Here is a 21,099-nt window from a genome sequence, read left to right on the forward strand (position 1 = left end):
ACAAGAGGGGAACGAAAATATTTTCGGCAAGCCCCTCCCTCGCCGTCGATTTCCGCGCTGTGGCTGGCTCAGTCGCGCTGTTCGCTCAATACCTCGGCGACCTTGGAATTGATCTGCTGGACGCTGAAAGGTTTGGGAATGAAGTGCATATTGTCGATGTCGATATCGTTGCGAAGCTGCTCTTCGGCATAGCCCGACATGAACAGAATGGGGATGTCCGGCTTCACCCTACGAATGGCGCGCGCCATTGCCGGTCCATCCATCACCGGCATGACGACATCGGAAACGATGAGATCGAACTCGGTCGAACCGTTGGCCACCTCGGCCAGCCCTTCTTCGCCATCCGTCACCGTGGTGACGGTGTAGCCGGCGCGGACCAGCGCCCGCTCTGCCACGGCGCGAACCATGTCTTCGTCCTCCACGAGCAGCAGCTTGCCGCCGGCGGACCATTCGGTGGCCTTGGGCTCCTCGGGCTCCTCCGTGGTCATATCGGCGGGCATTTCGCCCTTGTGCACGGGCAAATACATGGTGAACCGCGCACCTATGGGAGCGCCGTCAGGCCCCTGCACGTTGTCGGCAAATATGAACCCGTTGGACTGCTTGACGATGCCATAGACTGTCGACAGGCCCAGCCCGGTTCCCTTGCCCTGCTCCTTGGTCGTAAAAAAGGGCTCGAAGATCTTGTTGAGATGCTCTTCGGGAATACCCCCGCCCGTATCCTGCACGATCAGCACGGTGTAATCGTCGGCGGGCATGATATCGATGCCCATCTTGCGCACATCCCGCGCCGATACGCGGCGTGTGGCGAGGGTGAGCCGACCCTTCCAGTCCTGCTTGCCACGCTTGTGAGCATTGGCCTGCATGGCATCGCGCGCGTTGACGGCAAGATTGATGATGACCTGCTCGAGCTGCTGCGGATCGGCCCGCACCGAGCCCAGTTCGCGGTCGTGACGGACTGAAAACTCGATCTTCTCACCCATCAGGCGTTTCAGGAGCTGGCTGACCTCGCTGACGACATCGGGCAGTTGCAGCACGACCGGGCGCAGCGTCTGCTGACGGCTGAAAGCGAGCAATTGGCGTGTCAGGCTGGCCGCACGGTTCGAATTGGCCCGGATCTGCTGGATATCGTCATAGTCGCTGTCGCCCGGCGTGTGACGCAACAGCATCAGGTCGCAATAGCCGATGATCGCCGTCAGCACATTGTTGAAATCATGCGCGACGCCCCCCGCCAATTGCCCCACCGCCTGCATCTTGGTGGCTTGGGCGACCTGGCGGCGCAGGCGCTTTTCCTCGGAGGAATCGGAAATGGAGAGCAAAACCGCCGCATCGCCCAGCCCGCGCACACCGGCAAGGCCGATCGACACCGGCTCTTCCTTGTCGTTGGCTAGTCGCACGGCCATGTCGCCGCTGGATGTCGCCCCCTTGGCAAAGCGGCGGACGGTATCGGCCATCGCGGCCTTGTCCTCGCGCACGACCAGATCGGACGGGAATTGCGGTAGTCCTTGGCTCTCGCGCTCGACCGCGCGCAGGAAAGCTTTGTTGGCGAACAGGAAACGGCTGTCGCGATCTGTCAGGGCAAGACCCAGCGGCAATGCGGAAAGCAAGGCTTCGAGTTGCGGAACCGCGGCTTTGCCGTTATTTTCCCAACCCCCGCCGATCCCCACGGTGCTGTCGACAAGCAACATCATGGACGGCGCCTGATCGGCATCGCTCAACCTGCCGTCCGCCGCCACATCGAGCGGTACATGGACCAGCGTCTGGGGCGATCCCTGCTGGCCTTCGCGCGCGAAATAGATGCGGTCGCGATCGTCGGAACGTAGCAATTGTACGAATTCGACCCCGCCGAGCGACTTTTCCCGACTGCCCGTAACGCGCTCCGCCAGGCCCGGCGTGGTCGAAAGCACAATGCCATCGGGCGCCACCAGAGCAAGCTCGATCCCCGCACGCGAAATTACTTCGCCGAGCCGACCCGACATCCGTTCCGCCAACCCGTCATAGCTGCGTTCCTCGCGAATTTCCGCGAAGCGCCATACAAGATAGGCTTCTCCGCGTCCGCTGCGATCGATGCGCAAACGGTACCGCATGTCGGAATCAGTTACGCGCACGTCGTCCAGCTTGGCCGATCCATCCCTCCATGCATCGCGAACCGCGCCCATCACGGCTTCGCGCGTTTCCGTCTCGAACGGCAGATCGAAGGGCATCACATTGCCTCCGTACCAGCGTTCATAGGTCGAATTGGCGCAGACCATGCGATTGGCCCGATCGATGATGGCCACGCCGCGCCTGCGGTTCTCGATGGCCGCGCTGGTCACCGACCAATCGGGCTGAAGCGTCGTTTCTTCGATCGGCACAGTTCTCAGGCGGGCGGTCAGCAGGATTGTCAGAAGAACGGCGACCAGCGCACCACCATAAGCCAAGGCGACCATGCTCTGCTCGCCGACCAGCCATATCAGGAGGACCGAGACGACACAGGCCGCCGCAATCCCGAGCATGAGTGGCACGGGGGGCAGCGTCGCGGCGGCACTGTCCTCGCGCATGATCATGCGTCGGCACCCTTCTGCAAACGTTCGTCGAGACGGCTCTCCATGGCTTTCAATCGCCGCTGACGTCTGCGCGCTACGACAAAGCGCCATACGAAACCTGAAAGCAGATACCCGATCGCCGCACCGACGATGGCGAGCACGGTGAAGCCGAAAATCGTCACCAACACGGTCACTCCGACACCCTCGAACATTTCGATGAACCAGGCCCAGCGTCCGCTATTGATCTCTTCCTGCGCGGCGCCGCCGGTGGCCGCGAGATCGACCTTGAGAATGAAAACGCCGAGCTTGTTGGCGATCACCGCCCAGAATGGAAAAGTGAACGGATTGGTGATGAAGGTCACGATCGCCGAGAGAGGAACGTTAGCCCGCGCGGGCAGCGCCAGAAACGCGGCAAGGAATATCTGGCCGACCGGGATGATGAATCCTGCGAATATGCCGAGCGCAACGCCGCGCGGTACGCTCCGGCGGGTGAACCGCCACAATTCCGGCGTCAGGAACCGATGGGCGATCGGACGCAAATATCTGTTCCGCGCCATTTCCTCGCGCGTGGGCATATGCGCGCGGATCCAGTCCGCCAGAAAGGTCTTCGATCTGCGCTTGTTCATGGCCACGCCCCTGCCATGCGCCGCCTCATCGGCGAGTTCAAGGGGGTGAGAGAGGCGGCTTGCGACGAATGCGGCATGTCTGGCAATGTGGTTAGCCCGGCGTGTTTTATAAGGGCATGGGTGCAGATCAGCCGCGTTCGCGCATCAATCGAGCCTTGTCGCGCTTCCAGTCGCGATCCTTGATGCTGGCGCGCTTGTCATGCGCCTGCTTGCCTTTGGCGAGCGCCAGCTCGACCTTGGCCCTGCCGGTACTGTTGAAATAGACAGACAGGGGTACCAACGTCATGCCCTTGCGCTCGACAGCGCCGAACAGCTTCTCGATCTCGCGCGCGTGAAGCAGAAGCTTGCGCGGTCGGCGCGGTTCGTGGTTCAGCCGGTTACCGTGCGAATATTCCGGAATATTGGCGTTGACCAGCCACACTTGCCCGTCGCGTATCTCGGCGTAGCTTTCCTTGATGCTGGCCTCGCCGGCCCGCAAAGCCTTCACTTCTGTGCCTTGCAGCGCCAGCCCCGCTTCGAACGTATCCTCGACATGGTAGTCGAAGCGCGCGCGACGATTGTCGGCGACGACTTTCTGCTTGTCGAACGTAGAGGGTTTGGGACGAGCCATAAGGCGGGCGCATGTAGGCGCTTGCGACGCGCCTGCCAAGTCAGACCAGGCCGGCGATCCCAAGTGCTTCGTCGACGGCTTCGCGGCTTTCCTTGCTGGCGTTGCACAGCGGCAGGCGGACATCGGGCGAAAACCAGTCGTGAACGCGGCTAAGCGCATATTTGACCGGGGCCGGGCTGGCGTCCGAGAACATGGCGTAGTGCAGCGGAAACAGCCGGTCGTTCAATTCGCGTGCCTTGACCAGATCGTTGGCCGCGATTGCTTCATGGAACTCCGCGCATAGCGCCGGTGCGACATTGGCGGTGACCGAAATGCAGCCCGCCCCGCCAGCGGCCGAATGCGGCAGCCACAATTCGTCATTGCCCGAAAGCTGGCAGAATTCGTGATCCAGCCCCATGCGGTGATCGGCGACGCGGGACAAATCGCCGCTGGCGTCCTTGATGGCGACGATGCGGCTGGGATATTTACGGACCAGTTCGACAACCGTCTCATCCTCGATGTCGGTTACCGTGCGGCTGGGGACATTATAGAGCACGATCGGCAGATCGCTGTTTTCGGCAAGATAGCTGAAATGGGCAATGAGCCCGGCCTGGCTCGGGCGGTTATAATAGGGCGCGACGCACAGTCCCGCCGCAGCCCCGGCTTTCTTGGAAAACTGCATGTGTAGCAGCGCATTGCGCGTATCGTTCGAGCCGCATCCGGCAATCACGGGTACGCGGCCCGCCGCCTGTTCGATGCATATCTCGACAACGCGGTGATGCTCGGCGTTCGACAGTGTCGACGCTTCGCCCGTGGTGCCGCACGGCACCAGCGCTTTGCTACCGTTTTCGATCTGCCAATCGACCAGCTTCCGGAAAGCCGCTTCGTCCAACGACCCGTCGCGAAAAGGAGTCGCCAGAGCTGGAATCGAGCCTGAGAACATTTACGGGAGTCCTGCGTTAGGGGTATGAAACAAGGCGATTTTCGGCGGTTCGCGCCACAATTCATTCAGCGCCTGATAAGGAGGGGCCGGGCACGATGTCCAGCATGGGTCGAAAAACTATTTTCTCACTCGCTCTTATGGCCGGTTCTTCACTGGTCTTTCCCACCATCGCGCAGGCGCAGAATACCTCACGCGCCGATATGGTCGCGCAGCAGCCAGGGCGGATGGATCAGGCCGTGGGCCAATGGGAATATCTGACCAAGCAGGAGGAGCTGCCCTTCGCTTCCTATGCGGGTTTCGTCACAACCTACCCCGATTTTCCCAAACAGGAATTGCTGCGCTACCGTGCCGAAGCCGCGCTGGACCGGGATGCTCCCTCGTCGCAATCGCTGGTCGCATTTTTCGACAAGTACCCGCCGCTGACCAATGGCGGCAAGGCGCGTTATGCTCTGGCGCTCGCGTCGCTCGATCGCCCCGAAGCGTTCGACGTGGCGCGGAAGGCCTGGCGGGGCGGACCAATGAGCGGCCCGTCCGAGCTCTACATACAGGGCCTGTTCGGCGGGCGCTTCGGCCCGGAAGATCACGATGCGCGCATGGATGCCTTGCTTTGGCAAGGTGATTACGAGGCCGCGTCGCGCCACGTCGTGCGCGTCTCACCGGCCTATCGCGAGATGGCACAGGCGCGTCTTGCCCTATTGCAGGGCAGCACTCCGACACAGGCCGGGCTTGCCATTCCGGACGGTGCGCTGAGCGATGCGGGCTATGTCTATAACCTTACTCGCCACTATCGCAGCTCGGGTCAGCCCTTCCGCGCGGTCGAGCTCCTGGCGACACGGGCGCAATTCGCCGCGCCCGCCATCGATGGGACACTGTTCGTTTCCGAAGCGCTGGCAGTTGCGAAGAGCGCGGGTGCGAGCCAGGCGGTCAGCATCGCGTCGAAAGTCGACGATGTCTTCGCGCCGGGCACCGATATCTCGGAAGGCAGCTTCACCCTGCGCGACAAATATACCGATCTCATGTGGCTGGGCGGGACCAAGGCGCTGTGGTCGCTCGACGATGGCGCGCGCGCGGCCCCGCTCTTCTATCGCTACGGTACCGCGGCCAAAACGCCGCTCACCCGTTCCAAGGGGTTTTACTGGGCCGGACGCGCCGCAGCCCGTGCGGGTGACCGCGCCGAGGCGGAGCGGTATTGGCAGATGGCCGCAGATTTTCCCGACTGGTATTACGGCCAGCTTGCGCTCAGCGAACTGCGGCAGCCAATGCCGAACTTCGCCCAGGTGCCGCAGCCCGATGCGGCCGAACGCGCGGCCTTCGAAGCTGATCCGCTGACCGGCGCATTGCGCGCGATTGCGCGCAACCGCCGCGATTGGCGTACCGAACGCGCCTTTTTCGAAGCGATTGCCGACAAGGCAGACACGCCCGGCGAGATGGCACTGGTCGGCCAGCTTGCCCGCGAAACGGGTCTTGAAGAAATGGCGGTGGTCGCCGGTCTGGTTGCGGGCGAGCACGGCCTCAAGGGTTTCGAGCGGCTCGGCTATCCGACCGTGCCCACGCATTCGGGCGCCAACTGGACCATGGTCCATGCGATCGCACGGCAGGAAAGCGAATTCGACCGCAATCGTATCAGCCATGCCGGTGCGCGCGGCATGATGCAGCTCATGCCCGGCACCGCGCGCGAGGAGGCCGGCAAGATCGGCGTGCGCTACATGTCCGCCAGCCTGACGGAAAGCCCGAGCTACAATATCCGCCTTGGCGATGCGCATTTCGCCCGGCTGATGGATCGGTACGATGGCGCTTATCCGCTCGCCATTGCAGCGTATAATGCGGGCCCCGGGCGGGTGAACCAGTGGCTGCGTCTCAATGGCGACCCGCGTACAGGCGCGGTCGACTGGGTCACGTGGATCGAGCAGATACCGGCGAATTTCGAGACGCGTTATTACGTCATGCGTGTGATCGGGAATGCTGTCAGCTATGCCAATATGCACCCGGACAAATCGGCCGGGCACGAACGCGATATCGCCAATTACCTGCGGCGCTGAATTGCGCTAGGGCCGCAGCCCTAATGCAAGGCAAGACCAATCCCGTAACGCCCGCAGGCTATGCCGCGATGAAGGCGCGCTACGACCATCTGCTCGGCACCGAGCGGCCGGAAATCGTCGAAATCGTCAGTTGGGCGGCGGGCAATGGTGATCGCAGCGAAAATGGCGATTATCTCTACGGTCGCAAGCGTATGCGGGAAATCGATCGCGAGCTGGCGCATCTGGCCCGGAGAATGAAAGCCGCGCGGGTGATCGATCCGGCCGAACAACCCGACAAGGCACGCGCCTTCTTCGGGGCCACCGTCACACTCGCCGACGAGGACGACAGGGAAAAGGTCGTGACTCTCGTCGGCGACGACGAACAGGATGCCAGTGCGGGCCGGATAGGCTGGTCTTCGCCGCTGGCTCGCGCCTTGAAGGGGGCAGCTATCGGGGATTTGCGCAGCGTGCGGCTTCCCGGCGGGCTGAAAGAGTGGGAGATCGTGGCGATCGACTATGCGTAAGCTCGCGGCCCTGTTCCTGATCGTACTCGCCGCCCCCCTCTCGGCCAAGGATGATCTCGGGGTATTTTCCGATTGGGCGGCCTTTCGCGACCCTTCGGTTCCGCGCTGCTATGCCATTGCCATGCCCACCCCTAGTCGCCTGAGCCGAGAGTTCGAGCCTTTCGCGACCATCGGCACTTGGCCGCGGCAAAACCGGCGTGGAGAGGTGCATTTTCGCCTGTCCCGCCAAATCATGCACAGCTCGGCCATCACGCTCGCCATCGGCGGCAAGCGCTTCCGCCTCAGCGGCGGCGGTGGCGATGCCTGGGCGCATGACCGCGCGATGGACGCAGCGATCGTCGCCGCCATGCGTTCGGCCGAGCGCATGACCATCAGCGCCACGGACAAACGCGGTCGCCGATTTGCGAACAGCTACTCACTGTCGGGCGCGGCGACCGCGATGGATGCCGCCACCCTCGCCTGCGCCCGGCGCTGAACCGCGGAAAAAGGAAAGAAAAAGGGGCCCGAAAGCGCCATCGCTCCCCGGCCCCAATTCATGACGCGGGCTATCGCTTAGAAGCGAACGCCAACGCCCGCCATGATCTGGTGACGGTCCAGATCGACGTCGAAACGATCGCTGTCGGGCAGCGTGCCGTCGAAGTCCACTTCGCCTTCGGTGTAGTTCGAATAGCGATATTCGACATTCATGAAGGTCCGTGGATTGATGGCATATTCGATACCCGCACCGGCGCGCCAGCCATCGAGGTCGAAGCTTTCGCGGAACTCGCTGGTGCCGTCATTGGCAAGGATATCGAGCTTGGCGTTGGTATAGCCGCCCTTGGCATAGAGCAGCAGGTCCGGGGCGACCTTGGCACCGACGCGCGCGCCGAGGAACAGGTCGCGTCCCGCTTCGACTTCGCCGAAGCCGAAGCCTTCGAAATCGCCATTGTCGAATTCGGTCTTGGCGGTTGAATCGGTCAGTTCCGCCTCGAGCCCGATGACTGCGCCGCCGAGGTCGAAATCGTAACCGGCCTGCACACCGTAAACCAGGCCGTCGATCGACTGGTCGTTGTTGTCGTTGCCGTCGTCATCGACACTGCTGCCGGCCTTCAGCGCATCATAGCCCGCCACGCCCTGGACGCGGAAGCCATCGAAATTGCCGCTGGCATCCTGCGCCATGGCAGGCGTGGCAAAGGCGGCCATCGAACCGGCTACGAGCAGGGTTGAAATCTTCTTCATGTACGAACTCCGTTTTGTTGACCCGCAGCTTTCATGCTGCGTGGACTGGGAGAACGCCGCGAGATTGCAAACAGTTTCATTAACCTCAAACAACAGGATATTGTTGCAAATTGAACACATGTTGCGCGATGAAAAGGTGATTTTAGTAGACGGGGCGTTGGGAACACGACTTCTAAAGGGGATTTGCATGGCTGAGGCGCGTCAGCCCGATGGACGCTCGGCTCACGCGGCGCGTGCACTTTGCTTTCGCCGCAACAGGCCCTATATGCGCCGCTCCCATGGCCGATACGACACTCATGAGCATCCCCGGGCAGGTGGACCCGGTTCCCGTCGCGCGTGACATCACGCCGCGCGAAGATGGCCGCGTGGACCTGATCGGCCTGCCGAAAGACCGCATTCGCGAATTGTTCGCCGAAGCGGGACTGGACACAAAGCAGGCCAAGCTGCGCGCCAAGCAGGTCTTCCACTGGCTCTATCATCGCGGCGTCACCGATTTCGCGGCGATGACCGATATCGCCAAGACCATGCGCCCCTGGCTCGCCAAGCGGTTCTACATCGGGCGGCCCGATATCGTCGAAGCCCAGCATTCGACCGATGGCACGCGCAAATGGTTGCTGCGCACCTCGGACGGGCACGAGTTCGAAATGGTCTTCATCCCCGATGCGGATCGCGGCACGCTGTGCGTGTCGAGCCAGGTCGGCTGCACTCTCAATTGCCGTTTCTGCCACACCGGCACCATGCGCCTCGTGCGCAACCTCACCCCGGGCGAAATCGTCGGCCAGGTCCTGCTCGCGCGCGATGCGCTGGGCGAATGGCCGAAGGGCAAGATGGATTTCGCCGACGAAGAGAGCGAAACCGAATACCGCGCCGATGGCCGCCTGCTGACCAACATCGTGATGATGGGCATGGGCGAACCGCTCTATAATTTCGACAACGTCCGCGATGCGCTGAAGTTGGTGATGGATGGGGAAGGTCTGGCCCTGTCGAAGCGCCGGATCACGCTATCGACCAGCGGCGTTGTTCCCATGATGGACAAGTGCGGCAAAGAAATAGGCGTCAACCTCGCGGTCAGCCTTCATGCTGTGACCAAGGACGTCCGCGACGAAATTGTGCCGCTCAACAAGAAATACGGCATCGAGGAATTGCTGCAGGCGTGCTCGGATTATCACGGCGCCAGCAATGCGCGCCGGATCACCTTCGAATATGTCATGCTCAAGGACAAGAACGACAGTGACGAGGATGCGCACGAGCTTGTACGGCTGATCAAGCAGTACAAGCTGCCCGCCAAGGTGAACCTGATCCCGTTCAACCCCTGGCCCGGGGCGCCTTATGAATGCTCGACGCCGGAGCGGGTAAAACGCTTCTCCTCGATCGTCTTCGAGCACGGCATCAGCGCGCCCGTGCGCACGCCGCGCGGCCGCGATATCGACGCCGCCTGCGGCCAGCTCAAGACAGCAGCCGAGAAGAAGAGCCGCGCCCAGCGCGACCGCGAAGCTGCCGAAGCCACAGAGGCTGCCGCCTCCTGATGACCGACGAGGCGACCCTCGCCTGGTACGAGCGCGAGGCGCCCCGTTACACGGCGAGCGGCACCCAGGGGCAGAGCCGCCATCTCGATGGGTTTCTCGACCGCCTGGCGCCAGGCGCTCACATCCTCGAACTGGGCTGCGGCGGCGGGCGCGATGCCGCGTATATCCGTGATCGCGGGTTCTCCATCGATGCGACCGACGGGACTGCCGCCATGGTCAGGAAAGCGAAGGAACGCCACGATATCGCGGCGCGCCAGATGCGCTTCGACGAACTCAACGCGGTGTCCGAATACGACGCCGTCTGGGCTCATGCGAGCCTGCTCCACCTGCCGCGCGCTGCATTACCGCCGGTTCTTTCAGCGATCCATCGTGCGCTGCGGCCAGGCGGTCTTCACTTCGCCAATTACAAGCTGTCCGACCATGCCCATCCCGACGAAGGCCGCGACCTGCTGGGGCGCTGGACCAATCTCCCCTCTCCCGAATGGCTGAAAGAAGTCTACCGCGAGGCGGGCTTCACGCCCCTGGCCAGCGAGCGCTATCCCGGCAAAGGCCGCGACGGAACGCAGCGGGACTGGTTCGCGCTCACCCTGCGCAAGGAGGATCGATGACTGCCGAAGTGCTCGCCATCTGTGTCGGCCTGCCCAAGCCTTTCAACGGCGCCGAACTGAGCGCCATCGACAAGCAGCCAGTCGACGGGATCGCCCATATTCGCTCTTTCGGGATTGAGGGCGACATGGTCGCCGATACCAAACACCATGGCGGGCCGGACATGGCCGTGCATCACTATCCGCGCGATCATTACGCGGGATGGAGCGATTGGCTCGGCGGCCATGATCTGCTTTCCCGCCCAGCCGCTTTCGGAGAGAATATCCATGCCGAGGGGCTGACCGAAGAGACAGTGCGGATCGGCGACCGCTTCCACCTTGGCAGCGCCCTGCTCGAAGTCAGCCAGCCACGCCAGCCCTGCTGGAAGATCGACCATCGATTCGGCCAAAAGGGAATGGTCGCGCGGATCGTCAAGCAGCACAATTGCGGGTGGTACTACCGCGTCATCGAGGAGGGCGACGCCAAGGCTGGTGACAGGCTGGAGCAGATCGAAACGGGCCACGAGGATTGGACCGTGGGGCGCCTGTTCGCGAAGCTCTTCGATCCGGCGCAAAAGGCCACGCGCGAAGAACTCGAACAGATCACGACACTCGAAAGACTTTGCCTGCCATGGCGTGATCGCGCCCGACAAAAGCTCGATCGTTAGCAATTCGTCGCGCGTCTCCGCACGGCTCATCGCGAATTTCGGCGAGCCGCCATTCGTTCAGCCGATGTTGTAAATCGTCCGCGCAGGGTCGCGACGGAGACAACCGAATGGGGACGCAATCATGAAAAAACTCACTGTCGCATTGGCTGCAGGGGCGCTCGCCTTCACCGGCATCGGCATGGCCGCACCGGCCGCTGCGGACCCGCCTGCCTGGGCGCCCGCACATGGCAAACGCGCCAAGGACCGGGCTATCTACGACAGCCGCGGCTACTACATCGAACCGCGCCGTATCAGTCGTGCCGACCGCATGTGGCGCGGCGGCGACGGGCGCTATTATTGCAAGCGCGACAATGGCACGACCGGTCTCGTCATCGGCGCGGGCGTCGGCGCGCTGGCGGGCCATGAACTGGCCGGGCGCGGCGACAAGACGCTTGGCGCAATCCTCGGCGGTGCCGTCGGGGCCATCGTCGGACGCGAGATCGATCGCGGCAGCCTGAAGTGCCGCTAACTTTCTGACGCAACCTGCGGGTTGCGAATGCGGCGCGCCGTCACCTTCCCCTCGGGTGGCGGCGCGCCTTTCCTTTGCTCCGTGTGCCGCTATGCTCGCGCGCGATGACGGACAGCAAGCCATCGATACTCGTAACGGGCGGTGCGAAGCGTATCGGCGCGGCGATCGCCCGCGCCTTCGGCAAGGCGGGATGGCATGTGGTCGTGCATTACGGCTCGTCGCGCGCGGGGGCCGAGGCACTGGTGGAGCAGCTTCCCTCGGCGGAGGCGGTGCAGTGCGATCTCGAAGATGGCGATGCGGCGGTCGCCATGGTGGAAACGCTGGCCAACCGCCTCGCGGACTGGCGTGCGCTGATCAATTGCGCGGCGGTGTTCGACAGGGACACTGTAACCGCGCTCGATCCGGCGACGAATGTCCGCGCGATGCAGATCAACGCGCGCAGCCCCGCTCGTATGGCCCAGACCTATCTCGCCCATGCACAGGCATCGGGCGGGCGGCGGGTGATCCATTTGACCGATCAGAAGCTCGCCAATCCCAATCCGGATTTCTTCAGCTACACGATGAGCAAGCACGCGCTGGCATCGACCGTGCCGATGCTGGCCATGGGCGCGGCCAGCGTGGAAGACCGGGTCTATGCGCTGGCTCCAGGGGCGATCCTCGCCAGCCACGACCAGAGCGAGGAGGAGACCGAGATTTCGCACCGCATGAACCTGCTTGCCCGCAAGACCGACCCCCAGGAAGTCGCCGATGCCGCGCTGTTCCTCGCGCAGGGCCATCTCGCCAGCGGGCAGACGCTTTATGTCGACAGCGGCCAGCACCTGCTTTCCCAGCCGCGCGACGTGATCTATCTCGCCCGCGAGGGAACCGGGGCATGAAGCGCCACGCGCTCAGCACCCGGCTGTGGCACTGGGTGAATCTCTTGTGCGTCGTCGTGCTGTTCATGTCGGGCCTGACGATCTCCAACGCGCATCGCCGGCTCTATTGGGGCGATTGGGGCTTTGCCGCCGAACAGGCCTGGCTCACCGTGCCGCGCTTTCCCGACTGGATGACGATCCCCGGCTATTACAGCCTCGCCGTGGCGCGCGACTGGCACATCCTGATGGCCTGGCCCTTTGCGCTGGGCCTGCTGTTCATGTGGATCGTCATGCTCGCCAACCGGCATTTCAAGCGCGATATCGCCACCAGCCGCAAAGAATGGAAACCCGCCGCGATCCGGCATGACATCGTCCAGCACCTCAGGCTCGATTTCGACCATGAGGGCGGCAAATACAATTTCCTCCAGAAGCTCGCCTATGGCCTTGTGCTGGGCGTGTTCCTGCCGATGATGGTCTTCACCGGCATCGCCATCAGCCCCGGCATGGAGCCGACATTCGGCTGGCTGGTCGAGCTGCTGGGCGGGCGGCAATCGGCGCGCAGCCTGCATTTCATCTTCGCCTTCGCCATCGCGGGCTTCTTCGTGGTCCATATCGTGTCGGTGATCCTTGCCGGGCCGATCCGCCAGATCCGCGACATGATTACCGGGGGGCGCGAGGGATGAAGCGCAGGAATTTCCTCGTCGCCGCCGGTGCCGCCTTCGTGGCAGGCTGCAACAGAATCGCCGAAACCGATGTCGGCAAGTCGTTGCTCGATGCCGCGGAAGGCTGGCACAAGGGCGCGCACCGGCTGCTGACCGATCGCACGGCGCTCGCGCCGGAGTATCCGCGCAGCGCGATCTCGCCCTATTTTCGCGGCAATGGCTCGACCGATCCGCAGAACGGCGACTACCCGCGCCATGCCGAGGAAGGCTTCGCCAATTGGCGGCTCGAAGTGCGCGGCCTGGTCGAGAATCCACTCAGCCTCAGTCTCGAGAACATCCGCAAGCTGCCCCAGCGCAGCCAGGTCACGCGCCACGATTGCGTCGAAGGGTGGAGCGCGATCGGCGAATGGACCGGGCCACAGCTCTCGCTCCTGCTCAATGCCGCAGGCCTGCTCAGCCAAGCCAAGTTCATCGTCTTCCGCTGCGCCGACAATCTCAACGGGCAGGACTATTACGAGAGCGTCGACCTGGTCGATGCCTATCACCCGCAGACCATCGTCGCGCACAGCCTCAATGGAGAGCCGCTGCCGATCCGCAATGGCGCGCCGCTGAGAATGCGGATCGAGCGGCAATTGGGCTACAAACACGCCAAATACCTCACCGCGATCGAAGCGGTCGCCAGCCTCGACGAGATCGGCAAAGGCCAGGGCGGTTACTGGGAAGACCGCGCCGGGTATCAGTGGTATGCGGGCATCTGATCACTCGGGATAGAGGCGCGCCATCGCTTCCCAGTCGTTGCGCAGCAACTCCTGCAAAACGTCCATATCCACATCGGCCAGCTTGTTGACATACAGGCAGCTCTTGCCGGTCTTGTATTTGCCCAGCCGTGCCAGCAATTCGTCGCGGCGCTGGCCCGTGGCCTCGTCGCAATAGCCGCCCATCAGATAGAGCGAATGCTTCGCCTTGCGCGGGCTGAAGCCGGTGCGCAGCCAATGTACCTTGCGCCCGCTGGCATAGGTGGTGCGGTAGCTGCCGTAGCCGATGATGCTCGGCCCCCACATCCTGGGCTCTTCGCCCGTTACCCGGCGAAACAGCGCATCGAGCAGCTTCGCCTCCTCCCGCTTCCTTTCCGGTTCGACCGACGCGATGAAGTCCGCCGGGTCGACATCGGTAATCTGCGTCTTCGCTTCACCCACGGCGTCGTTCCTCCCTTCGATTGACTTGCGTCTCTGTGTGCCACAGTCTCGCGCTCGGGGAAAACAAAAGGGGAGAGGCGCGCCCATGTGGCTGCTCGACACATTCCTGAAATCCGCGATCAAGCGCGGGCATTTGATTGTTACGAACCATGACGGGACGACCCTTCAATACGGTGCGCCGGAAAATGGCGTGCAACCCCTGCGTATCCGCCTGACGCATCGCAAGGCCGCCAACCATATCGCACGCTATCCGCAGGTCGGCGCGGGCGAGGCCTTCATGTGGGGCTGGCTCGAAGTGGAGGAACCGCACGATATCCGCGACCTCGTCCTGTTCGTGACCAGGAACGCCAAGCGCGAAGCGGGCGCATCGCTCAAGCCCAAAGGCCCCTTGCGCAAGGCGGCACAAAAACTGCTCGCCAAGGCCGACAGCGTGAATTTGCGCGGCAAGGCCCGAAAGAACGCCGAGCACACCTACAACCTCACCCGCGAGCTGTATGAGCGTTTCCTCGACGAGGACCGCCAATACACCATGGCCTATTACCGCGAGGACCCGGAGACGACCTCGCTCGAGAAAGCGCAGCTCGACAAGAAGGCGCATCTCGCCGCCAAGATGTACATAAAGCCGGGCCAGCGCCTGCTGGATATCGGCTGCGGCTGGGGCGGCTTCGCGCTCTATCTCGCGCGCCATTACGATGTCGAGGTCATGGGCGTTGCGCTCGCGCCCGACCAGATCGCGTTCTGCAAGGAACGCGCCGAGGAAGCGGGCCTCGCCGACCGCGTGACGTTCGAGCTGATGGACTATCGCGATGTGCAGGGAGCCTTCGACCGGATCAGCTCGGTCGGCCTGCTCGAACATGTCGGCACGCCGCATTACCCGCAGTTCTACGAGCACACCAACCGCCTGCTGAAGGCCGACGGCGTGATGATCAGCCATTGCTGCGGGCGCGCAGGCCCTCCCGGCTTCACCGACAAATGGACGCGCAAATACATCTTCCCCGGCGGCTATATCCCCGCCCTGTCCGAGCTCGTCACGCAGAGCGAGAAGCACGGCTGGCAGGTGATGGACGTGGAGGCAATGCGCTTCCATTACAGCCACACGCTGGAGGAATGGTACAAGCGCACAGTGCTGCACCGGCGCGAGATCACCGAGCTTTACGACGAGCGTTTCTATCGCATGTGGCTGTTCTATCTTGCGGGAGCCGAACAGAGCTTCCGCCACGGCGATATGGTCAATTGGCAGATCCAGTATGTGAAGGACCGCGCCGCCATCCCGATGACGCGCGAATATATCGAGGCCGAAAGCGCCCGGCTGCGCGCGGCGGATGAGGGCAAGGTGCCGCGCTGGCACCTCGACCCGGCCCTGCGCGAGGCGGCGGAGTAGCGCGCTGCGCCAGGGTTTCCGTGTAGGTTACACAAGGTGACAGGGGTGTCCGCCTTTTCCTACAGGTCATCGTATTGAAATTGCAGGAAATGTTGGAGACGGGGTGACACATCGGGTCAATATTCCCAGTCGCCGCTTTCATCCTTGTCCTTGTCCTCCGCGTCGTCCGCAGCCCAGCGGGCGTCCTCCTCCGCTTCCAGCCGGAGCAGGTGATGCTCGCTTTCATCGGCCTCGAAATGGTCGGGTCCGGTCTCGACACGTTCCAGCAAACCGCGAAAGTCGGTCGAAGGATAGGCGCTGCCCGGATAGACCGCAGGCAGCTCCGCGGGGGCAGGCGTCGGCATGGCCAGCAGCGCGAGCGTGAGGCGCTCGTCGAACTTGCGCGAGGTGCCGACCAGCTCGCCCCCGGCGAAATGCGGCACCTCCACGCCTTCGATCGCGCGTTCCAGCGCTGCACGGTAAAGGCTGTGGCGCGCGCTGGCATAAGCCGCATCCCAGGCCCTGCCGAAGGGCTGTTCGCGCAGGCGCTGGCGCAGGCGATAGGCCGACTGACGGCTCATCCCCACCCGCCGCGCCGCCTCGGCCACCGAATGGGTTTCCGCCAGCGCGACAAGGAAATCGACCTGCCGCGCCCTGGTCCAGCGCGGCCCGCGTTTGCCCGTGGCGGTGCGCTTGCGCTGGACCGCAGGCAAGGCCGCCTGCGCCGCAGCCAGCACGGGCAAGGACAACCCGGCGGCGAGATTATCGGGCGGATCGCCGGGCGCGGGATCGACACGCGGCGCGGCAAGAGGTGGCTGTGCGGGCGGAATACGGGGCGGCTGCTTGCTCATCGCATAGCGTAAGGCACAAAAGGGGGGCTGTAGGAAAGGATGATCGTGAGGCGGCCGCTGCGGGTGCGGAGGATGCGGCCGTGGCTGACTTCGCAGGAGACTTCCCTTGGTCTCCAACGGAGGAAGCAATTCCTCGCACAATTTAGGATATGCGAGCTATGAAGCCTGCCAGCCCCGTCAGCTTTCACGATCCTGATGTCGGAATATGCCCAGCACCGTCACACAATCGCGCTCGTTAAGATAAGCGATCTTAAACTTGTAACGCCGCGAAACCACTCGCCGGAAGCTGCGGCCTTCGATCCGCACACCGATCGCCGGAAACTGACGAATCAGTTCCAGCGCTCGCCATATGTCGTCGGCTATGCGCACAAGTGCCTCCGGCGCGACGCCATCGAAATAGGCGATTATCTCACGTAGGTCGTGCTCCGCCTCGCGGCGGAAGCGGATCGGTTTCACGAGGCTATGGACCTGCCCAGAAGATCGGCAATCGCTTCAGGAGCGACATACTCCGCATTCGGTTCGGCAACGCGGCGATCGAGTTCGTCCAGTTCGATGGAGGTGAATGCACCCTCGTCTGAATAGCTCGCCATCATGACAGCCAGCGCACCCTCGACCGCGTGCCTGCTTTCCGCCGGGAGCGATTGGGCGAAAGCCACGAACTTTTCGAGCATCGTCATGTAACCGATGTATCACCTCTCGCCCGTCATTGCGAGGAGCCAAAGGCTCCGCGGCAATCCAACTTCCGGCTACACGCCGAGGTGCCAGGAAACGCACCCCGCTCTCCAGGTCGCGAACATGGCCAGTTACGCCTTTCCCCCCACCAAGCTCTTCCTGATTGCCACCGCGCCCTCACCCCTGCTAGCGGCGCGGCCAAGTCAACAAAGGTGCCCGCAATGTCCGATATCAAGCGTGTCGTCCTCGCCTATAGTGGCGGTCTCGATACTTCCGTCATCGCCAAATGGCTCGAGGTGGAGCGCGGGCTGGAAGTGGTCACCTTCACCGCCGATCTCGGCCAGGGGGAAGAGATCGAACCCGCGCGGGCCAAGGCGCGTGCGATGGGCATTCCCGACAAGCACATCTTCATCGAGGACCTGCGCGAGGAATTCGTGCGCGATTACGTCTTCCCGATGATGCGCGCCAATGCCCGGTACGAAGGCGATTACCTGCTCGGCACCAGCATCGCCCGCCCGCTGATCTCCAAGCGCCTCGTCGAGATCGCGCATGAGACCGGTGCGGACGCCATCGCGCACGGCGCAACCGGCAAGGGCAACGACCAGGTGCGCTTCGAACTGTCGGCCTATGCGCTCGATCCGGATATCAAGGTCATCGCCCCGTGGCGCGAATGGGACCTTACCAGCCGCACCGCGCTGATCGCCTGGGCCGAGGCGCACCAGATCGCCGTGCCCAAGGACAAGCGCGGCGAAAGCCCCTTCTCCACCGATGCGAACCTCCTCCACACCTCGTCCGAGGGCAAGGTGCTCGAGGACCCGTGGGAAGAGACCCCCGACTACGTCTATTCGCGCACCGACCATCCCGAGGATGCGCCCGATACGCCCGAATACATCACGATTACGTTCGAGCGCGGCGACGGCACAGCGCTGAATGGCGAGGCGATGAGCCCGGCAACGCTGCTGACCGCGCTCAACGATCTCGGCCGCAAGCACGGCATCGGCCGCCTCGACCTGGTCGAGAACCGCTTCGTCGGCATGAAAAGCCGCGGCATGTACGAAACCCCCGGCGGCGAGATCTACGCCCGCGCGCATCGCGGGATCGAGCAGATCACGCTCGATCGCGGCGCGGCGCACCTCAAGGACGAACTGATGCCGCGCTATGCCGAACTGGTGTATAACGGCCTCTGGTTCAGCCCCGAGCGCGAAATGCTGCAGGCGGCGGTCGACCTCAGCCAGGAAAAGGTCTCGGGCACGGTCCGGCTGAAACTTTACAAGGGCAATGCGAGTGTTGTGGGCCGCAAGTCGGAAGAGTCGCTCTATTCCGAAGCGCATGTGACCTTCGAGGACGATGCCGGTGCCTACGACCAGAAGGACGCCGAAGGGTTCATCAAGCTCAACGCGCTGCGCCTCCGCCTGCTGGCCAAGCGCGACCGTTAGTTGCGTTGCACCAAGGTTTTGCGGTGCAATATTGCGCCTGCAACATAGATCGCGATCATAATTTGCGATGAAGCGTTGACTTTTCCACCCCCCTCCACAGCGAAATCGGGGGATGGTGGAAAAGTCGGGTCTCGTCGGCTGGACGAATCGCCCGATCGGGCGCAGCTTCAAGGCATCGGAACGGCGAGGATCTTCCACCGGGTTGATGGCTTAACGGCCTGAAATCACGGAGAAAATCCAGACCGGAAAGACATGGGAGATGCTGTCCATGTGTTTTCCGAGATCGGCATGAGGAAGACTTCGGTCGGATGCAAGCGGGTCGATGACGAAACGCAGCCTACGTCTTTCATGGATCGGACCAACCCGGTCGGATGCCGAGGAGGTATCGCATGGAAAAGGTCTTCGGACCGGATCGGCGATGCAGCCGCTTGAGGTTTCGGCCATTGACGGAAAGTTCGATCGCGGCACCGCCTGTCGAAGGCCGGTCCGGAACGGAAAGCGAGGGTCTTTATGGCCTGGCGCACTCGACCGGATCAGTTGGAGGGTGGAGCCGGATGCCGGTGCGAGCGCCGGTGACAGAACCGGATGCGGCGTCTTCGGACGCAGCGGAAGGGAAAACGTCGGATGCCAAGTTCCTGCCCGTTTCATTCAGTTGGCGGTCAAGACCACGCATCGGTGAGAGTGGGGTCGGCAGCGATGTCGGCCCCATTTGCTCGTAAAGACTTGCTCGTGGGAGCTTGCTGGAAAGGGCAACGTCAGGCTCACGCCGCGATCGGTTAGACGGCGATGTGCCCCCCCTTGCATGTCCGAAAAGGTTTGTCCCAGCGCATAAAAGATCCCGATCCGCGATGAACTGTGGCTGGAATGGGGCGGGAACCGTCCACGTTAAGGACTCGGGCCGCAGCCTTCGATATAGACGCCGAAACCGAACGGGAGGTCCACATTATGGCCAATCGCGCGTTTCGCAGCATGCTTTTCCTCGCCGCCCTGGCCTTGCCGGCAACGGCCGCCCAGCCAGAGGAAACCATCCAGATGGCAATTCCCCAAGCCGATTTCGACGCGAGTTTCGCGAGTTTCGAGGCCTTGCCTCCCGCTCCCGAACCCGCAGGCCATGTCGTGGATCTTGGCGCGATCGAGGTGCCGATCGAACTGCCGCCCGCAGCAAGCTCAATTGGCAGCGGAGTGGCCTCCTATTACGGCAAGCGCTTTCATGGCCGCCGAACCGCCAATGGCGAACGCTTCGACATGCATGCGATGACTGCGGCCCACCGCACCCTGCCCTTCGGCACATTGGTGGCGGTGACCAATCCGCGCAATGGCAAGACAGTCACGGTCCGAATCAACGATCGCGGCCCCTTCGCGCACGGTCGCTTGATCGATCTCAGCCGCGTTGCCGCGACCGAACTCGGCCTGATCCGGCGCGGGCACGGGACGGTCGAACTCGCCGTCCTCGACCGTTAGGCGGCATTACCCGCCCGAAAGCGGCGCGCCGTTTCGCTTCGCCCCTAAGCTTCGCCCCCCTAAAGCGCCAGTTCGCGCTGTTCGTCGGGCAGTTTGGTCCCGTCGAACCGGGCTTCGACCGAAAGACGCACCGCCGCGGCGACATTGCGCACGCCCAGCTTGTTCAACACATTGGCGCGGTGCAACTCGACCGTGCGCGGGCTGATCCCCAGCGTGCGGGCGACTTCCTTGCTCGAAAAGCCTTCACACACCCCGGTCAGAACCTCGCGCTCGCGCGGCGAAAGCTGGCCGATCTTCTGCTTGGCCCGGGCCTGCTCGATCGTCGTGGTAGAATTCTGCCATTTCCGCGCCAGAATATTCGCGAGGCTGCGCTGCAGCCGGTCATCGGGGGTGGGCCATTCGAAATAGCCCGCGGCACCGCCGCTGAGGACGTCCATGATGTGAGAAATGCTGGCTTTCTTCGAATAGGCGACCAGGGGATAGAACCGCCCCGCCTGGCGCAGATCCCGCATCGCCCGGGTGAGTTGAAGGCCATGATCGTGGACCAGCACCCAAGCCTCTTCCGGCCAGCGACCGCCCAGATCGTCGAGACTGTCGGCGGGCACCACGTACCCGATCTTGCCGAGAGCCATGGTGAGTTCATTGCGACTGCGATAGTCGTTGTCGACGACAATGAACGTGTTTTCCTGCATAAGCGATTCGACCCCCATACCCTGTCAAGTTCACCGACGCTCAGGATCGCTTGTTTTCCCCAGCCGTCGCCCGAACTCGTATGGTTACTAGGGGAATAACCGTAGTCATCCGTTCGGATGTCATCCTATACAATGTCATCTGAACGAACTACGTAAAATATCCAATTCTCACGTCGCGACGGCTAAGTG

23 protein-coding genes are annotated in these 21,099 nt (G+C 63.0%); 13 read left to right on the forward strand and 10 right to left on the reverse strand.

All coding sequences use genetic code 11. From position 1 onward, the window contains the following. Nucleotides 1–68: 68 nt before the first annotated feature. From DVR09_RS11470 to dapA, 4 genes are all read right to left on the reverse strand, one after another. Nucleotides 69–2,543: a hybrid sensor histidine kinase/response regulator gene (locus DVR09_RS11470; RefSeq protein ID WP_234041418.1), complete on the reverse strand. Its 2,475-nt coding sequence runs from the start codon at nucleotides 2,541–2,543 to the stop codon at nucleotides 69–71. Next, on the reverse strand, nucleotides 2,540–3,148 hold the full coding sequence (locus tag DVR09_RS11475; protein ID WP_234041419.1) for a DUF2062 domain-containing protein: 609 nt from the start codon (nucleotides 3,146–3,148) through the stop codon (nucleotides 2,540–2,542). The genes DVR09_RS11470 and DVR09_RS11475 overlap by 4 nt, the downstream gene beginning before the upstream one ends. A 127-nt stretch (nucleotides 3,149–3,275) precedes the next feature. Continuing rightward, entirely contained in the window at nucleotides 3,276–3,758 is a 483-nt protein-coding gene (smpB, locus tag DVR09_RS11480) for an SsrA-binding protein SmpB (RefSeq protein ID WP_115417043.1), read from the reverse strand. A gap of 40 nt (nucleotides 3,759–3,798) precedes the next feature. Then, nucleotides 3,799–4,680, reverse strand: coding sequence for a 4-hydroxy-tetrahydrodipicolinate synthase (gene dapA, locus DVR09_RS11485; protein ID WP_115417044.1), 882 nt, complete (start codon nucleotides 4,678–4,680; stop codon nucleotides 3,799–3,801). Nucleotides 4,681–4,784: 104 nt separating this feature from the next. Between dapA and DVR09_RS11490 the strand changes: the two genes are divergently transcribed. The 3 genes from DVR09_RS11490 to DVR09_RS11500 are packed head-to-tail and all read left to right on the forward strand — an operon-like array spanning nucleotide 4,785 to nucleotide 7,697. Beyond that, nucleotides 4,785–6,719 (forward strand): lytic transglycosylase domain-containing protein, encoded by a 1,935-nt coding sequence (locus DVR09_RS11490; protein WP_234041420.1) that lies wholly within the window; start codon nucleotides 4,785–4,787, stop codon nucleotides 6,717–6,719. Nucleotides 6,720–6,742: 23 nt separating this feature from the next. Further along, the gene (greB, locus tag DVR09_RS11495; RefSeq protein ID WP_115417046.1) at nucleotides 6,743–7,222 is read left to right on the forward strand and encodes a transcription elongation factor GreB; all 480 of its coding nucleotides are present in this window, start codon (nucleotides 6,743–6,745) and stop codon (nucleotides 7,220–7,222) included. Beyond that, nucleotides 7,215–7,697 carry an invasion associated locus B family protein gene (locus DVR09_RS11500; RefSeq protein ID WP_115417047.1) on the forward strand — a complete coding sequence of 161 codons (483 nt, stop codon included), beginning with the start codon at nucleotides 7,215–7,217 and terminating at the stop codon, nucleotides 7,695–7,697. The genes greB and DVR09_RS11500 overlap by 8 nt, the downstream gene beginning before the upstream one ends. 77 nt (nucleotides 7,698–7,774) lie before the next feature. Here the strand turns inward: DVR09_RS11500 and DVR09_RS11505 are convergent, their stop codons facing one another. Then, nucleotides 7,775–8,440: an outer membrane protein gene (locus DVR09_RS11505; protein ID WP_115417048.1), complete on the reverse strand. Its 666-nt coding sequence runs from the start codon at nucleotides 8,438–8,440 to the stop codon at nucleotides 7,775–7,777. Nucleotides 8,441–8,718: 278 nt separating this feature from the next. Here DVR09_RS11505 and rlmN point away from each other — a divergent pair, with 278 nt between their 5' ends. The 7 genes from rlmN to DVR09_RS11540 all read left to right on the forward strand — a co-directional run bounded on the left by rlmN (nucleotide 8,719) and on the right by DVR09_RS11540 (nucleotide 14,000). Continuing rightward, nucleotides 8,719–9,966, forward strand: coding sequence for a dual-specificity RNA methyltransferase RlmN (rlmN, locus tag DVR09_RS11510; protein WP_115417049.1), 1,248 nt, complete (start codon nucleotides 8,719–8,721; stop codon nucleotides 9,964–9,966). Next, the gene (locus DVR09_RS11515; RefSeq protein WP_234041421.1) at nucleotides 9,966–10,574 is read left to right on the forward strand and encodes a class I SAM-dependent DNA methyltransferase; all 609 of its coding nucleotides are present in this window, start codon (nucleotides 9,966–9,968) and stop codon (nucleotides 10,572–10,574) included. Before rlmN ends, DVR09_RS11515 begins: the two co-directional genes overlap by 1 nt. Beyond that, on the forward strand, nucleotides 10,571–11,218 hold the full coding sequence (locus DVR09_RS11520; protein WP_115417050.1) for an MOSC domain-containing protein: 648 nt from the start codon (nucleotides 10,571–10,573) through the stop codon (nucleotides 11,216–11,218). The genes DVR09_RS11515 and DVR09_RS11520 overlap by 4 nt, the downstream gene beginning before the upstream one ends. Before the next feature lie 121 nt (nucleotides 11,219–11,339). After that, nucleotides 11,340–11,726 carry a glycine zipper 2TM domain-containing protein gene (locus tag DVR09_RS11525; protein WP_115417051.1) on the forward strand — a complete coding sequence of 129 codons (387 nt, stop codon included), beginning with the start codon at nucleotides 11,340–11,342 and terminating at the stop codon, nucleotides 11,724–11,726. Between the two features lie 104 nt (nucleotides 11,727–11,830). Beyond that, nucleotides 11,831–12,601, forward strand: a complete 771-nt coding sequence (locus tag DVR09_RS11530; RefSeq protein WP_115417052.1) for an SDR family oxidoreductase — start codon at nucleotides 11,831–11,833, stop codon at nucleotides 12,599–12,601. Beyond that, nucleotides 12,598–13,263, forward strand: a complete 666-nt coding sequence (locus DVR09_RS11535; protein ID WP_115417053.1) for a cytochrome b/b6 domain-containing protein — start codon at nucleotides 12,598–12,600, stop codon at nucleotides 13,261–13,263. The genes DVR09_RS11530 and DVR09_RS11535 overlap by 4 nt, the downstream gene beginning before the upstream one ends. Next, nucleotides 13,260–14,000: a molybdopterin-dependent oxidoreductase gene (locus tag DVR09_RS11540; protein ID WP_115417054.1), complete on the forward strand. Its 741-nt coding sequence runs from the start codon at nucleotides 13,260–13,262 to the stop codon at nucleotides 13,998–14,000. The genes DVR09_RS11535 and DVR09_RS11540 overlap by 4 nt, the downstream gene beginning before the upstream one ends. On the opposite strand, the gene DVR09_RS11545 is transcribed toward DVR09_RS11540, so the two are convergent. Further along, nucleotides 14,001–14,438 carry a DUF1801 domain-containing protein gene (locus tag DVR09_RS11545; RefSeq protein ID WP_115417055.1) on the reverse strand — a complete coding sequence of 146 codons (438 nt, stop codon included), beginning with the start codon at nucleotides 14,436–14,438 and terminating at the stop codon, nucleotides 14,001–14,003. Between the two features lie 85 nt (nucleotides 14,439–14,523). On the opposite strand from DVR09_RS11545, the gene DVR09_RS11550 reads away from it, so the two are divergent. After that, complete coding sequence (locus DVR09_RS11550) at nucleotides 14,524–15,819, forward strand: SAM-dependent methyltransferase (RefSeq protein ID WP_115417056.1); 1,296 nt, start codon at nucleotides 14,524–14,526, stop codon at nucleotides 15,817–15,819. Between the two features lie 116 nt (nucleotides 15,820–15,935). On the opposite strand, the gene DVR09_RS11555 is transcribed toward DVR09_RS11550, so the two are convergent. From DVR09_RS11555 to DVR09_RS11565, 3 genes are all read right to left on the reverse strand, one after another. Next, on the reverse strand, nucleotides 15,936–16,649 hold the full coding sequence (locus DVR09_RS11555; protein WP_115417057.1) for a helix-turn-helix domain-containing protein: 714 nt from the start codon (nucleotides 16,647–16,649) through the stop codon (nucleotides 15,936–15,938). 177 nt (nucleotides 16,650–16,826) lie between these two features. Further along, entirely contained in the window at nucleotides 16,827–17,105 is a 279-nt protein-coding gene (locus tag DVR09_RS11560; protein ID WP_115417058.1) for a type II toxin-antitoxin system RelE/ParE family toxin, read from the reverse strand. Next, nucleotides 17,102–17,326 (reverse strand): hypothetical protein, encoded by a 225-nt coding sequence (locus DVR09_RS11565; protein WP_115417059.1) that lies wholly within the window; start codon nucleotides 17,324–17,326, stop codon nucleotides 17,102–17,104. Before DVR09_RS11565 ends, DVR09_RS11560 begins: the two co-directional genes overlap by 4 nt. 216 nt (nucleotides 17,327–17,542) lie before the next feature. Here DVR09_RS11565 and DVR09_RS11570 point away from each other — a divergent pair, with 216 nt between their 5' ends. Further along, on the forward strand, nucleotides 17,543–18,757 hold the full coding sequence (locus DVR09_RS11570) for an argininosuccinate synthase (RefSeq protein ID WP_115417060.1): 1,215 nt from the start codon (nucleotides 17,543–17,545) through the stop codon (nucleotides 18,755–18,757). 945 nt (nucleotides 18,758–19,702) lie between these two features. After that, on the forward strand, nucleotides 19,703–20,218 hold the full coding sequence (locus DVR09_RS11580) for a septal ring lytic transglycosylase RlpA family protein (RefSeq protein ID WP_115417062.1): 516 nt from the start codon (nucleotides 19,703–19,705) through the stop codon (nucleotides 20,216–20,218). Between the two features lie 59 nt (nucleotides 20,219–20,277). On the opposite strand, the gene DVR09_RS11585 is transcribed toward DVR09_RS11580, so the two are convergent. Further along, entirely contained in the window at nucleotides 20,278–20,910 is a 633-nt protein-coding gene (locus tag DVR09_RS11585; protein ID WP_162814956.1) for a response regulator transcription factor, read from the reverse strand. Nucleotides 20,911–21,099 lie beyond the last annotated feature (189 nt).

It is taken from the genome of Erythrobacter aureus, assembly GCF_003355455.1.
In the GTDB taxonomy this organism is placed as follows: domain Bacteria; phylum Pseudomonadota; class Alphaproteobacteria; order Sphingomonadales; family Sphingomonadaceae; genus Qipengyuania; species Qipengyuania aurea.

What these genes read in the sequence shown, in the direction of transcription:
- DVR09_RS11470 (WP_234041418.1), bottom strand. Translation starts at nt 2,543, where the DNA reads ATGATCATGCGCGAGGACAGTGCCGCCGCGACGCTGCCCCCCGTGCCA.
- DVR09_RS11475 (WP_234041419.1), bottom strand. Translation starts at nt 3,148, where the DNA reads ATGAACAAGCGCAGATCGAAGACCTTTCTGGCGGACTGGATCCGCGCG.
- smpB (WP_115417043.1), bottom strand. Translation starts at nt 3,758, where the DNA reads ATGGCTCGTCCCAAACCCTCTACGTTCGACAAGCAGAAAGTCGTCGCC.
- dapA (WP_115417044.1), bottom strand. Translation starts at nt 4,680, where the DNA reads ATGTTCTCAGGCTCGATTCCAGCTCTGGCGACTCCTTTTCGCGACGGG.
- DVR09_RS11490 (WP_234041420.1), top strand. Translation starts at nt 4,785, where the DNA reads ATGGGTCGAAAAACTATTTTCTCACTCGCTCTTATGGCCGGTTCTTCA.
- greB (WP_115417046.1), top strand. Translation starts at nt 6,743, where the DNA reads ATGCAAGGCAAGACCAATCCCGTAACGCCCGCAGGCTATGCCGCGATG.
- DVR09_RS11500 (WP_115417047.1), top strand. Translation starts at nt 7,215, where the DNA reads ATGCGTAAGCTCGCGGCCCTGTTCCTGATCGTACTCGCCGCCCCCCTC.
- DVR09_RS11505 (WP_115417048.1), bottom strand. Translation starts at nt 8,440, where the DNA reads ATGAAGAAGATTTCAACCCTGCTCGTAGCCGGTTCGATGGCCGCCTTT.
- rlmN (WP_115417049.1), top strand. Translation starts at nt 8,719, where the DNA reads ATGGCCGATACGACACTCATGAGCATCCCCGGGCAGGTGGACCCGGTT.
- DVR09_RS11515 (WP_234041421.1), top strand. Translation starts at nt 9,966, where the DNA reads ATGACCGACGAGGCGACCCTCGCCTGGTACGAGCGCGAGGCGCCCCGT.
- DVR09_RS11520 (WP_115417050.1), top strand. Translation starts at nt 10,571, where the DNA reads ATGACTGCCGAAGTGCTCGCCATCTGTGTCGGCCTGCCCAAGCCTTTC.
- DVR09_RS11525 (WP_115417051.1), top strand. Translation starts at nt 11,340, where the DNA reads ATGAAAAAACTCACTGTCGCATTGGCTGCAGGGGCGCTCGCCTTCACC.
- DVR09_RS11530 (WP_115417052.1), top strand. Translation starts at nt 11,831, where the DNA reads ATGACGGACAGCAAGCCATCGATACTCGTAACGGGCGGTGCGAAGCGT.
- DVR09_RS11535 (WP_115417053.1), top strand. Translation starts at nt 12,598, where the DNA reads ATGAAGCGCCACGCGCTCAGCACCCGGCTGTGGCACTGGGTGAATCTC.
- DVR09_RS11540 (WP_115417054.1), top strand. Translation starts at nt 13,260, where the DNA reads ATGAAGCGCAGGAATTTCCTCGTCGCCGCCGGTGCCGCCTTCGTGGCA.
- DVR09_RS11550 (WP_115417056.1), top strand. Translation starts at nt 14,524, where the DNA reads ATGTGGCTGCTCGACACATTCCTGAAATCCGCGATCAAGCGCGGGCAT.
- DVR09_RS11555 (WP_115417057.1), bottom strand. Translation starts at nt 16,649, where the DNA reads ATGAGCAAGCAGCCGCCCCGTATTCCGCCCGCACAGCCACCTCTTGCC.
- DVR09_RS11565 (WP_115417059.1), bottom strand. Translation starts at nt 17,326, where the DNA reads ATGACGATGCTCGAAAAGTTCGTGGCTTTCGCCCAATCGCTCCCGGCG.
- DVR09_RS11570 (WP_115417060.1), top strand. Translation starts at nt 17,543, where the DNA reads ATGTCCGATATCAAGCGTGTCGTCCTCGCCTATAGTGGCGGTCTCGAT.
- DVR09_RS11580 (WP_115417062.1), top strand. Translation starts at nt 19,703, where the DNA reads ATGGCCAATCGCGCGTTTCGCAGCATGCTTTTCCTCGCCGCCCTGGCC.
- DVR09_RS11585 (WP_162814956.1), bottom strand. Translation starts at nt 20,910, where the DNA reads ATGCAGGAAAACACGTTCATTGTCGTCGACAACGACTATCGCAGTCGC.